The sequence below is a fragment of the Ornithinibacillus sp. FSL M8-0202 genome (genome assembly GCF_037975285.1).
GTDB lineage: Bacteria > Bacillota > Bacilli > Bacillales > Amphibacillaceae > Ornithinibacillus > Ornithinibacillus massiliensis.
Map to the genome: position 1 here is coordinate 2152908 of NZ_CP150248.1, position 11872 is coordinate 2164779.

9 protein-coding genes and 1 pseudogene are annotated in these 11872 nt (G+C 37.9%); 8 read left to right on the forward strand and 2 right to left on the reverse strand.

The window, feature by feature from the left end:
- The first annotated feature begins 178 nt into the window (after positions 1-178).
- The 4 genes and pseudogenes from MKY78_RS11235 to MKY78_RS11250 all read left to right on the forward strand — a co-directional run bounded on the left by MKY78_RS11235 (position 179) and on the right by MKY78_RS11250 (position 4896).
- Positions 179-2074 (forward strand): PrkA family serine protein kinase, encoded by a 1896-nt coding sequence (locus tag MKY78_RS11235; protein ID WP_186868060.1) that lies wholly within the window; start codon positions 179-181, stop codon positions 2072-2074.
- 181 nt (positions 2075-2255) lie between these two features.
- Positions 2256-3425, forward strand: coding sequence for a sporulation protein YhbH (gene yhbH / locus MKY78_RS11240; RefSeq protein WP_339212686.1), 1170 nt, complete (start codon positions 2256-2258; stop codon positions 3423-3425).
- Between the two features lie 186 nt (positions 3426-3611).
- Positions 3612-4082, forward strand: a pseudogene (tnpA, locus tag MKY78_RS11245) (IS200/IS605 family transposase).
- A 229-nt stretch (positions 4083-4311) separates the two neighbouring features.
- Positions 4312-4896 carry a class D sortase gene (locus tag MKY78_RS11250; RefSeq protein ID WP_339212689.1) on the forward strand — a complete coding sequence of 195 codons (585 nt, stop codon included), beginning with the start codon at positions 4312-4314 and terminating at the stop codon, positions 4894-4896.
- A gap of 180 nt (positions 4897-5076) precedes the next feature.
- Here MKY78_RS11250 and MKY78_RS11255 read toward each other — a convergent pair whose 3' ends face one another.
- Positions 5077-5427 (reverse strand): hypothetical protein, encoded by a 351-nt coding sequence (locus tag MKY78_RS11255; RefSeq protein ID WP_339212692.1) that lies wholly within the window; start codon positions 5425-5427, stop codon positions 5077-5079.
- Between the two features lie 181 nt (positions 5428-5608).
- Here MKY78_RS11255 and htpG point away from each other — a divergent pair, with 181 nt between their 5' ends.
- The 3 genes from htpG to MKY78_RS11270 all read left to right on the forward strand — a co-directional run bounded on the left by htpG (position 5609) and on the right by MKY78_RS11270 (position 8793).
- Positions 5609-7492 carry a molecular chaperone HtpG gene (gene htpG, locus MKY78_RS11260; protein WP_339212695.1) on the forward strand — a complete coding sequence of 628 codons (1884 nt, stop codon included), beginning with the start codon at positions 5609-5611 and terminating at the stop codon, positions 7490-7492.
- A 217-nt stretch (positions 7493-7709) separates the two neighbouring features.
- Positions 7710-8213 (forward strand): RNA polymerase sigma factor, encoded by a 504-nt coding sequence (locus tag MKY78_RS11265; RefSeq protein ID WP_339212698.1) that lies wholly within the window; start codon positions 7710-7712, stop codon positions 8211-8213.
- Positions 8200-8793: a hypothetical protein gene (locus MKY78_RS11270; protein WP_339212701.1), complete on the forward strand. Its 594-nt coding sequence runs from the start codon at positions 8200-8202 to the stop codon at positions 8791-8793. Before MKY78_RS11265 ends, MKY78_RS11270 begins: the two co-directional genes overlap by 14 nt.
- 155 nt (positions 8794-8948) lie before the next feature.
- Here MKY78_RS11270 and MKY78_RS11275 read toward each other — a convergent pair whose 3' ends face one another.
- Positions 8949-9950 carry a zinc ABC transporter substrate-binding protein gene (locus MKY78_RS11275; RefSeq protein ID WP_339212702.1) on the reverse strand — a complete coding sequence of 334 codons (1002 nt, stop codon included), beginning with the start codon at positions 9948-9950 and terminating at the stop codon, positions 8949-8951.
- A gap of 314 nt (positions 9951-10264) precedes the next feature.
- Here MKY78_RS11275 and MKY78_RS11280 point away from each other — a divergent pair, with 314 nt between their 5' ends.
- Positions 10265-11671 carry a SpoVR family protein gene (locus tag MKY78_RS11280; RefSeq protein ID WP_339212704.1) on the forward strand — a complete coding sequence of 469 codons (1407 nt, stop codon included), beginning with the start codon at positions 10265-10267 and terminating at the stop codon, positions 11669-11671.
- Positions 11672-11872 lie beyond the last annotated feature (201 nt).

An 11872-nucleotide genomic window follows, 5' to 3' on the forward strand; every position in this document is an offset into this window, starting at 1 on the left:
CGTCTCCAGTAAAGATGCACCCAAACCCAAGAAAACTACCCCCGCCCCCAATAAAAACTCCCCCGCCAAAACTACCCCCACCCCCATCCACCCTGTCCTAACAAAACTAGTCGGAATCACGAGGGGTACTCGTGCATAAGCTATATAAACCGCGTCCAAGATGGAGGGAAGACAAAACATGGATATTCTGAACAAGGTGAAGAGCTATCGTGAGGAAGAGAATCGTATGAAATGGGAGGGTACGTTCGCGGAGTACCTGGAAATTGTGAAGGAGCGGCCTGAGGTTGCCCAGACAGCCCATTCCCGTGTTTATAACATGATCAAATCTGCTGGTGTAAAGGAACGAGATGGTCGTAAGATGTATGAGTTTTTCGGTGAGGAGATTTTTGGCCTGGAGGAGGCAATCGAGAGACTCGTTGAGGAATACTTTCATCCAGCTGCCAAACGACTAGATGTTAGAAAACGTATATTGTTATTAATGGGCCCGGTTAGTGGTGGTAAATCTACTATTGTAACCATGCTAAAAAGAGGATTGGAAAAATATTCTCGTACAGATGAGGGTGCTGTGTATGCGATTAAAGGCTGTCCCATGCATGAGGACCCCTTGCATCTTATTCCCCAACATTTGCGAGAGGACTTTTTCCATGAATATGGCATTCGAATCGAAGGGAATCTGTCACCGCTTAATACGATGCGACTGGAAAAGGACTATGGTGGGCGTGTAGAGGATGTGATGGTAGAGCGCATCTTCTTATCAGAGGATAAGCGTGTTGGGATTGGAACCTTCAGTCCTTCCGATCCGAAGTCCCAGGATATTGCGGATTTAACCGGAAGTATTGATTTTTCAACGATTGCCGAGTATGGATCTGAATCGGATCCGAGGGCATATCGATTTGATGGCGAATTGAATAAAGCCAACCGTGGAATGATGGAGTTTCAGGAAATGCTGAAATGTGATGAGAAATTTTTGTGGCATTTACTATCGCTTACACAGGAAGGAAACTTTAAGGCGGGAAGATTTGCACTTATTTCAGCAGATGAGCTTATTGTAGCGCATACGAATGAATCGGAGTATCGTTCCTTTATTTCCAATAAAAAGAATGAAGCACTGCATTCTAGAATTATTGTGATGCCTATCCCGTATAATTTACGGGTTAGTGAGGAAGAACGAATCTATGAAAAAATGATTAATCAAAGTGATATGGCACATGTCCACATCGCTCCACATGCATTACGAGTAGCGGCTATTTTCTCGGTTTTAACGAGATTAAAAGAATCCAAGAAACAAGGAATGGATTTACTGAAGAAAATGCGACTATATGATGGCGAGAATGTGGAGGGCTTTAATCAGCTAGATGTAGAGGAGCTAAAAAAGGAATTCCCTACGGAGGGGATGGAGGGGATTGACCCTCGATATGTGATAAACCGAATATCTTCTGCTATCATACGAAAAGAAGTGCCTTCAATCAATGCGCTGGATGTACTACGCTCCTTAAAAGAAGGTCTCGATCAACATCCTTCTATATCAGATGAAGATAAAGAGAAATATATGAATTATATTTCAGTAGCTAGAAGAGAATATGATGAAATTGCGAAGAAGGAAGTTCAAAAGGCATTTGTGTATTCGTATGAAGAATCGGCTAAGTCGTTAATGAATAATTATTTAGATAATGTGGAGGCATATTGTAATAAAAACAAGCTTCGTGATCCATTAACCGGAGAAGAAATGAATCCAGATGAAAAACTGATGCGTTCTATTGAGGAGCAAATTGGTATTTCAGAAAATGCAAAGCGCTCTTTCCGTGAAGAAATCTTAATCCGAATCTCTGCTTTTGCACGAAAAGGAAAACGATTTGATTACAATTCACACGAACGATTACGCGAAGCTATACAAAAGAAATTGTTTGCTGATTTAAAGGATGTTGTCAAAATAACGACATCGTCCAAGACACCGGATGAATCACAGCTGAAGAAAATTAATGAAGTAATTGCTAGATTAATAGATGAATATGGCTATAATTCTGTTTCTGCTAATGAGCTTTTACGCTATGTGGGAAGCTTGCTAAATCGGTAGTCATACAATGGAGGAAGGTAACAAGACTCGCAAACGGGCTAGTCTTGTTACCTTTTTGTAAACCATTTTTTAAAATAGAATGCAATAATATGCGACAAGTTGCATAGTATAGAGAAAAGTATCGTAATCTTCTAAAAGAGGAGCACGATACTTTTTACTAAACAGAATAGGAGGGGATGTTGTGCAGGAAGGTAAACATAACTTTGTCATCTCTGAGGAAAACTGGTCCCTCCATCGCAAAGGCTTTCAAGATCAACAGCGTCATATGGATAAAGTTAAGGAAGCCATTAAGAATAATTTACCCGATTTAATTAGTGAAGAAGCAATCGTGATGTCCAATGGCCGAGATGTAATCAAAATACCGATTCGTTCATTAGATGAGTATAAAATCAGGTACAATTACAATAAGTCAAAGCATGTAGGGCAAGGAGATGGAGATAGTAAAGTAGGAGATGTAGTAGCAAAAGATCCTAATGCGAAAGGACAACAAAAGCAAGGTCCTGGCGATGGAAAGAAGGCAGGCGATCAGCCTGGAAGTGACTACTATGAAGCTGAGGTATCGTTAGAGAAGCTAGAGGAGGCCCTATTTAAAGAGTTAGAGCTACCGAATTTGCAAGAGAAGGAAAAGGCTGAGATTGTAACCGAAAAGATAGAATTTAATGATATCCGAAAGAAAGGTTTAATGGGAAATATTGATAAGAAACGAACCATTCTAACCGCATTAAAACGAAATGCTAGAGAAGGAAATCCTGGTATTACCCCAATCTATAATGACGACTTGCGATTCAAAACTTGGAATGAAGAAGTGAAAAAAGAGTCCAAAGCAGTTGTTTTAGCAATGATGGATACGAGTGCCTCGATGGGGTCTTTTGAGAAGTATATGGCCAGAAGCTTCTTTTTCTGGATGAACCGATTCCTTAAAACCAAATATGAGCAAGTTGATATCGCCTTTATTGCTCATCATACAGAGGCAAAGGAAGTTTCCGAAGAAGAATTTTTTACAAAAGGGGAAAGTGGTGGAACGATATGTTCTTCCGCCTATACGAAGGCCCTTGAATTGATTGAAGATCGCTATAATCCTTCGAGCTATAATATTTATCCTTTTCATTTTTCCGACGGTGAGAATATTACCTCTGACAATCCAAAATGTATCCGGCTTGTGAATGAAATTATGGATGTGTCCAATATGTTCGGTTATGCAGAGGTTAATATTTATAATCGCCACTCCACTCTAATGCGAGCTTATAATAGCATTGAGAACCAGAAATTTCGCCATTATATTTTAAAAGAAAAACGTGATGTGTACCATGCAATGAAAAGCTTCTTCCAACAAGAGGCAGTAACCGTATAAATGATAGGATCCCTCAAGGTTTAACAATCTTGAGGGCTTTTTTGTGTCATTTGAAAACCCCTGGCTATGCCGGGGGTTCCGGAGAGCTTATAGCGTGGTATTAAAATTAAAAAAGGCCTCTCTTCGTGATAAGATATAGTTGGTTTCCCGACCACTACATCAAATAAACGAAGGAGGCATGTCCCAATGAAGGACAAGAATAGTTTAGCACATACAACATGGAATTGTAAGTATCACATCGTGTTTGCACCAAAATACAGAAGACAAATTATATATGGAAAATACAAACAAAGTATAGGAAAAATAATAAGAGAATTATGCGAGAGAAAAGGTGTAACCATTCATGAGGCAAATGCATGTCGAGATCATATCCATATGTTAGTAAGTATCCCACCAAAGCTGAGTGTATCTCAGTTTATGGGATATTTAAAAGGAAAAAGCAGTTTAATGATATTCGACCGACATGCAAATTTAAAATATAAATATGGCAATCGAAAATTCTGGTGTCGAGGTTTCTACGTCGATACAGTGGGCCGAAATAAGAAGTAAATAGAAGAATATATTAGGAATCAGCTCCGAGAAGATTATATATCAGATCAATTAACGTTATTCGAAGAGTTTGATCCATTCACAGGAGAAAAAAATAGAAAGATATAAGAGATTCTTTAGAATCAGTGCGTGGATGTGGTGCGTAAGGGAAAACCATTCAGTGGGCCTTTAAGGCCAAGGCCGGTAAAAGAGGCTTCAAGCCGCAGAGCAAACCACCAGTTCACACTGGTGGTTTTGATTTGGTAATGTAAAATAAATTAACTCCTCTTAACATTTACCAATAAAATAGGTATGATAAGAGTAGTAAGAATCGTGCGAAAGTTAGGGGTGAAATAGCATGGCAAAAAAGATACTTTCCTTTGTTACTGTATTATTAATTGTAGCTGGTGTTTCCTTGTCAGGATATTCTATATTTAATATATGGAATTCAGCCCAACAGCAGGATAAATTATTGGTAGAAGCTAAAGGGCTAATCTTCGAATCTCCACCGCAAGAAGAGGAGGAGATTGATATCCCCGAATTTCAAATAGGGGATACGATCGGTATATTAGAGGTGCCTAAAATCGATGAGGAGCTACCAATAGTAGAAGGTACAGATAGTGAGCAGCTTCGTAAAGGTGTTGGCCACTATATAGGGACTGCTTTACCTAATCAAAATGATCAAATCGTGTTGTCCGGACATCGTGACACGGTATTTAAAAAATTTGATCAAATAGGTATTGGTGATCAGTTTATTGTTAAATTACAATATGGCGATTTCACCTACGAGATTGTGGATACCAAAATTGTTGATGCTGATGATCTTACGGTTATTAAGCCTACTGCGCCCGAAGAAATATTAACTGTTACCACGTGTTATCCTTTTGGCTATATTGGAGATGCACCAGAGCGTTTTATTTTTACAGCAAAAAGAGTCAATTAAACAGCCAATTCTTTGGTTGAACTATAGTATAAATATTACACATGATAGGTGAGGAATATCCTAACGTAATGGAATTTTATCTGAGCGGATGGATAAACATGCCATGCGAATTCCTGTCGTAGCATACGAAAGAGGGCTTTTTGTACAAAGAAAAAGGGCCGTTAAATCAGCCCCTACTACTTAAGCCAACTCTATCTTATAAACCCCACGCTCTGTCGTAATAAAAAATTTTTCCCCATCAAATTCATACATGGCACTGTCCTGTAGCGGTATTTCGTAAGAAGGAGAAGGAAGGGGCTGTGTACTCATCGTTGCTAATGTTTGAATCTGACCTTCCCCATGTAACTGTAGACTGTGTATTGGCACATAATCATCTATTCTACGCGTATTACGGTCGTACGATACACTTTGTAAATGAAGCACGATTTGGTCCACATCGTCCATTTCGTGCTTCGTTATTTTAACTTGTCTTCCGCTCCACTGTTGAATAAGCTCGTTAAATGCTTCAACAGATAAAAATTGATGTTCCATAACGATCCCTCCTGCTTATAAATTCTCCTGAAACGTATAGAAATATGCGAAATCTATCCTTACCAATTGACACCTTTTCATAAAATATGGTATTTATGTGGTAGTGATTAGCACTCTCGGCTATAGAGTGCTAAAAATAATCTAAACCAATCTATGGAATCATGATAAAGGAGTGTTGAGCGTGGGGAAAAGGAAATTTAAAGCAGAATCCAAGCGATTATTAGAGTTAATGATTAACTCGATTTATTCACAGCGTGAGGTATTCTTGCGTGAGCTAATTTCAAATGCGAGTGATGCAATCGATAAGATTTACTACAAAGCATTAACCGATGAGAATTTAACCTTTAATCAAAGTGATTATTATATAAAGATTGAAGCGGATAAAGAGGCAAGAACATTAACCATTACTGACACTGGTATTGGGATGACCCAAGAAGAGCTAGAGAAAAACTTAGGTACTATTGCTAAAAGTGGTTCCTTAAGCTTTAAAAATGAAAATGAAATTAAAGATGGTCATGACATTATCGGACAATTTGGTGTCGGATTCTATGCAGCGTTTATGGTTGCAGATGTTGTAACAGTAGTAAGTAGAGCATTAGGAAGTGACGAAGCGTTCAAATGGGAATCCAAAGGTACAGATGGTTATACAATAGAAGCTGCGTCAAAAGATTCAGTTGGAACAGAAATTACATTAAAGCTAAAAGCAAACACGGAAGATGAGAATTATGATGAGTACTTAGAAGAATATCGTCTGAAAGAAATCGTGAAGAAGTATTCCGATTTCATTCGTTATCCTATTAAGATGGAAGTAACGAAAAGCAAGAAGGATGACGATAGCGATGAATATATCGACTATAAAGAGGAAGAAACCATCAACAGCATGGTTCCAATCTGGAAAAAGAATAAAAGCGAGCTATCTGATGAGGATTATGAAAACTTCTATCGTGAGAAGCGATATGGTTTTGATAAACCATTAAAACATATTCATTTAAGTGTCGACGGTACGATTCGTTATAATGCGCTTCTCTTTATTCCGGAGAACCGTCCATTTGATTACTACTCGCAGGATTATGAAAAGGGATTAGAGCTATATTCCAATGGTGTACTAATTATGGAGAAGTGTGGAGACTTGATTCCAGACCACTTTAGCTTTGTAAAGGGACTTGTCGATTCAGAGGACCTATCCCTAAACATTTCCCGAGAAATGCTACAGCATGATCGACAATTAAAGCTGATTGCCAAAAATATTAATAAGAAGATTAAACAACAGCTGATTAATCTGCAACGAGATGATCGAGAAAAATATGAGAAATTCTTCCAAGCATTTGGTCGTCAGTTGAAATTTGGTGTGTATAACGAATTTGGAGCGAATAAAGATACATTAAAAGATCTCTTGCTATTCTACTCCTCTAAAGAGAAGAAGCTGGTGACCTTGGCAGAGTATGTATCCAGAATGCCAGAGGATCAAAAGTATATTTACTATGCAACAGGTGATTCGATTGACCGTATAGACAAGCTTCCACAAACAGAGCTTGTAGCGGATAAAGGCTATGAAATTCTATACTTTACAGAAGAAATTGATGAATTCGCTATCCGCATGCTTATGAGCTATGGGGAAAAAGAATTCAAATCCGTTTCTAGCCAAGACTTAGGCATTGACTCAGAAGACGATAAGACAACAGAAGAAGAAACAACGGAAAACAAAGAGCTTTTCGAATACATGAAGGAAAAGCTAGCTGGAAAGGTAAAAGAAGTTCGACTATCCAAGCGTTTACGTTCTCATCCAGTATGCTTAACTGCAGATGGGGAAATCTCAATTGAGATGGAAAAGGTTATTAATGCGATGCCGGATAATAACCAGCATGTAAAAGCGGAAAAGGTACTAGAAATTAATCCAAACCATGAAGTATTCCAAACATTAAAGGATGCATTTGAGAAGGATAAAGAAAGATTAGATTTATTCACTAACATTTTGTTCAATCAAGCACTACTAATTGAAGGCCTACCAGTAGAGGATCCAGTTGAATTTACGAATAATATGTGTAAAGTTATGGTAACGGCTTAATAATCGTTAACAATAGTAGTGGGAAATTTTTAATTTTATAGAGAAATATATAGTGCTATCTCATCCTGGGGATAGCACTATTTTTTTGTTAAAAATGGAATTGGTTGTGTATTAGGTATGTTAAAATCCTGTTATATTGTAATTCAATGTAGAGCCTAAAAATTTTAGTCAAAGAGGAACTTTTCAAGGTGTTATACGGTCTGTATATATACAGGGGGTGTTTGGGATTAGTGGGCTAAATGAAGCAGCAATATATGAAGTCTATTTCGAGAAAGTGTATAAAACTGCCTTTTATATCTTGAAAAATGAGGAGCTAGCCAAAGATGCGACACATGATACCTTTATAAAGGTATTTAAAAATTGGGGGAAAATGAAGCAGCAATCCAAACTTAATGCTTGGATTACTACTATTGCAACACGTACGGCTATTGATATCTATAATAAAAATAAAAAACAACTAGCATATGAATTAAAAGAAGAACATATCGCCATCTCAAATGAATTTAACTATAAGAAAGATGAGTTAGAAAAATATCTAGATGCTATTCCACCAGACCAAAAACAAGTATTGGTTTTGAAATATATAGAAGATTTAACAGAGAAAGAAATTGCAAGCCTACTTTCGATTAAATTAGGAACCGTTAAATCAAGAATATATCGCGCAAAACAGAAATTATATGATCAGTATCAATTGGGAGGTGATAATGGTGTTGAATCATAATCTAAAAGAAGAGAACATAAAAGAACACATAACCAAGGAGATGGATTCAATTAAAGTGCCAGAGGGATTGAAAGAAGAATTATGGGCTAAGGTGAAGCCTATTCCTAGGAAAAGAAAGATAACTTCCAAAGTTCTTCCTTATATAGCGGCTATTGCCTGCCTAGCTATTTTTGTTCCACTTGCGTTAAGCATGTTACCTTTTGGCTCTACACCTAGCGGTGATTTATCTGGTCAAACCTTCAGACTTGCTCATCCATATATGCCACTAGAGGGTGGATCGATGAAATATGATTCTATTATGACAATAGAATTTAAAGGTGGAAATGGATTTACAAGTAATAGGTACGGTGACGGGAAGTATGAACTACAGGATGATCTCCTTGTCCTTCAATTTGAAAATGAAAATGAGTATTTAGAAATAAAATTAACCCTTCATGAAAGTGATGAGGATTTCAGTAAGTATTCTGCAAGCATTAGTGATGTTAATTTTGAAATGAAGGATCAGGATAAGATAAGTCACTTTAAAAATTTGTACCTTTTATTAAACCAAGATAGGCAAGTCGAATTTCTAATAAAATAGCTAGAGACGAAAAAGCTTAAGGATAAATGTGCGGTATAGCGGGTACGTTAAATACAATAGCAAGATGAAGAAAGCTTGGAATGAGGGTCACACCCATTTCCAAGCTTTCTTGTAGTATATTTTAGTTGTTCACGTACTGTTTCAGATGTGAAGTGTTATCGTAGTGCTTTATCTAATGTTTCCAAGTTTCGCTCCATTAAACTGAAGTAATCTTCTTCATTTGCGATATCTTCATCTGTCAGTGTGGATATATTATGCAAATACAGGGGTTCCGCACCAATCTCGTCTTGAATAACTTTTGCAACTTTAGGGGTTATATTTTGTTCAAAGATAACGTATTTTAAATCTTTTTCTTTTGCTACTTGAATTAGCTTTGTTAATTCACTTTGAGACGGCTCTTGGCTAGAAGATAGACCGGCAATTGGGATGGATTTAATGCCGTAGCTTTTCTCCCAATATCCATAGGCAGCGTGTGAGACAATCATCTCCGGATTTTCCTTGGAATCTACTAATTGATGGAATTCCTCATCTAATGCTTCCAAGTCTTGTTTCAATGTTTCAAAGTTTTCCTCGAACGCTTCACGTGCTTCAGGCTTAAGATCAACGAGGGTATTTTTAATATGTTCAGCGAGAACAATCGCCTGGTTTGGGTCAATCCATACGTGTGGATCTTGATCCCCATGGTGATGACCATCATCGTGTTCTGAATCCTGGTGCTCATCGCCGTCGTGACCATGACTATCTGCTTCTTCGCCATGATGCTCATGATCATGTGGAATAGCTTCCATACCTTCTGCTGCCTCCACGAATACCACATCTTCGTTCTTCAGTGTTTCCTTTACTTTTTCCGCGTACGACTCCATACCAAGTCCATTAAAGATAAAGGCATCTGCCTTGGCAATATCTAAGATATCCTTAGAGGTAGGCTCAAACGTATGGCTGTCTGCTCCTGGTGGGATAAGGGTATTTACTTGTACATGCTCTCCACCGATTTTTTTGGCAAAATCTTCTAATGGATAGATAGAAGTGAAAATCGTTAGTGTATCGTCTGTATTTTGAACACCAGCAGCTGATGATGCATTTTCATCATTCGTGTTGCATGCTGCTAATAGTAATAGTAATCCTATAAAACTAGTTAATAACCAGATATTTTTCAAATGACAACTCTCCCTTAAATCGTTCAGAAATGATTATATCGGAACGGTTACGTTTTGTAAATAGTAGTTGTTACGATTTAAGCTGGTTTCGTAAGTTGTCATAATTGATGTAACAATGAGCGAATTGAAATTCAAGTGCCGTCAGAATAACGAATTTGTATAGGAATCCTTTATTTATAGCCTTTCATTGCTAAGCCTTAAGTGGAAAAACTTACTATCTCTTCTACATGAAGTGTCACATTATTCCTTTATGTGGTTCATCATTCCTTTACTCCCTCATAAACTATAAAAAGCATATTTTGGAGGGATCATCATTGACCGATGCAAAAGAGCTGCATAAAGCAATTGAGGAAATTACAGAAATTGCAGAAGGGTTTGGGTTAGATTTTTATTCGATGCGTTATGAAATATGTCCAGCCGATATCATTTATACGTTTGGTGCCTATGGTATGCCAACACGCTTTTCCCATTGGAGCTTTGGAAAACAATTCCACCGGATGAAGCTACAATATGATTTAGGCTTAAGCCAAATATACGAGCTAGTCATTAATTCAGATCCATGCTATGCCTTCTTATTAAATACGAATAGTCTGATTCAAAATAAATTAATCATTGCTCATGTTCTAGCTCATTGTGATTTCTTTAAAAATAATGTTCGTTTCTCCAATACGAGAAGGGATATGGTCGAAAGCATGACAGCGACCGCAGAACGTATTGCACACTATGAGCTTCTGCATGGTAGAGATGAAGTGGAGAAATTCTTAGATGCAGTACTTGCTATTCAAGAACATATCGACCCTTCCATCGTGCGCCCTAAGCTTACGGAGTATGCTTGGGATGAGGAGGAGTCCCCAATTAAGAAGGCCACTTCCCCATATGATGATTTATGGGGATTAGATGAAACAGAAAAAGAAGAAGAGGAGAAGCCAAGTGTGAAGAAGCGGAAGAAATTCCCGCCAAAGCCAGAAAAGGATTTGCTCCTCTTTATTGAGCATTACAGCCGAGAATTAGAGGATTGGCAACGCGATATTCTGACGATGATGCGCGAGGAAATGCTTTATTTCTGGCCACAGCTGGAGACGAAAATCATGAATGAAGGCTGGGCTTCCTACTGGCACCAACGCATCTTACGTGAACTGGACTTAACATCCGATGAAACCGTCGAATTTGCTAAACTAAACTCTGCTGTCGTACAGCCGTCCAAACAACAAATCAACCCATATTATTTAGGATTAAAAATATTTGAAGACATCGAAGAACGCTACAACAACCCAACAGAGGAGATGAAAGAAAGAGGAATAAAACCAGGCTCAGGTCGGGAAAAAATTTTCGAAGTACGGGAAATTGAATCCGACATTTCCTTCATCCGTAACTATTTGACAAAGGAATTAGTGGAGCGAGAGGACTTGTATCTATTCGAAAAGCAAGGTGCCTACTACCGCATCTCGGATAAGGATTATGAAAATATCCGTGATCAACTAGTGTCTATGCGCGTGAATGGTGGATTTCCGTACATTCGTGTAGTGGATGGAGACTATTTACGTAATGGCGAGCTTTATTTGGTACATGGCTACGAAGGTACCGAGCTTGATCTACATTATTTAGAAAATGTCCTGCCTTATATATACCAGTTATGGGGAAGGAAGGTGTATATGGAGACATATGTGGATGATAAGCTTGTGGTTTATAGTTATGATGGGGATCGGGTGTTTAAGAGGTAGTGTTTCGTGATTAGGGAAATAATACTGTAATACTAGATTGGTTTATAAATGTTTAAGGTTGAAATGTACCTATGAGATTTATTCATGGGTACATTTTATATTGGAAAAAAGCCTCCTCTTTTAGTATTGAAAACCTAGAAACAAGCGCATTCTATGAAAGAAATCCATAAAATTATTTACTTTACAAAACCAACTGAAAGG

Bases quoted from the DNA above. Each gene is read 5' to 3' on its own strand.
- MKY78_RS11255 (WP_339212692.1), bottom strand. From the start codon at position 5,427: ATGGAACATCAATTTTTATCTGTTGAAGCATTTAACGAGCTTATTCAA.
- MKY78_RS11235 (WP_186868060.1), top strand. From the start codon at position 179: ATGGATATTCTGAACAAGGTGAAGAGCTATCGTGAGGAAGAGAATCGT.
- MKY78_RS11250 (WP_339212689.1), top strand. From the start codon at position 4,312: ATGGCAAAAAAGATACTTTCCTTTGTTACTGTATTATTAATTGTAGCT.